At 66.4% G+C, this 292-nt stretch carries 1 protein-coding gene; it reads left to right on the forward strand.

What is annotated here, in order from left to right; genetic code table 11:
- Positions 1–292 (forward strand): ribose-phosphate diphosphokinase (gene prs / locus AC0IYH_RS30915; protein ID WP_471837998.1); only part of this gene is annotated, 292 nt, incomplete at both ends.

A 292-nucleotide genomic window follows, 5' to 3' on the forward strand; every position in this document is an offset into this window, starting at 1 on the left:
AGGAGGTGTTCGTCGAGATCCAGGAGAACGTCCGGGGCGAGGACGTGTTCGTGATCCAGTCGACCGGCTTTCCGGCCAACGACAACCTGATGGAATTGCTCATCATCATCGACGCGCTGAAGCGGGCGTCGGCGCGGCGGATCACCGCGGTGATCCCGTATATGGGCTATGCGCGACAGGACCGGAAGCCGGGGCCGCGCACGCCGATCTCCGCCAAGCTGGTCGCGAACCTCATCACCGTCGCCGGCGCGGACCGGGTGCTGTCGGTCGACCTGCACGCCGGGCAGATCCA

It is taken from the genome of Pseudomonas sp. AC463 (assembly GCF_979253585.1).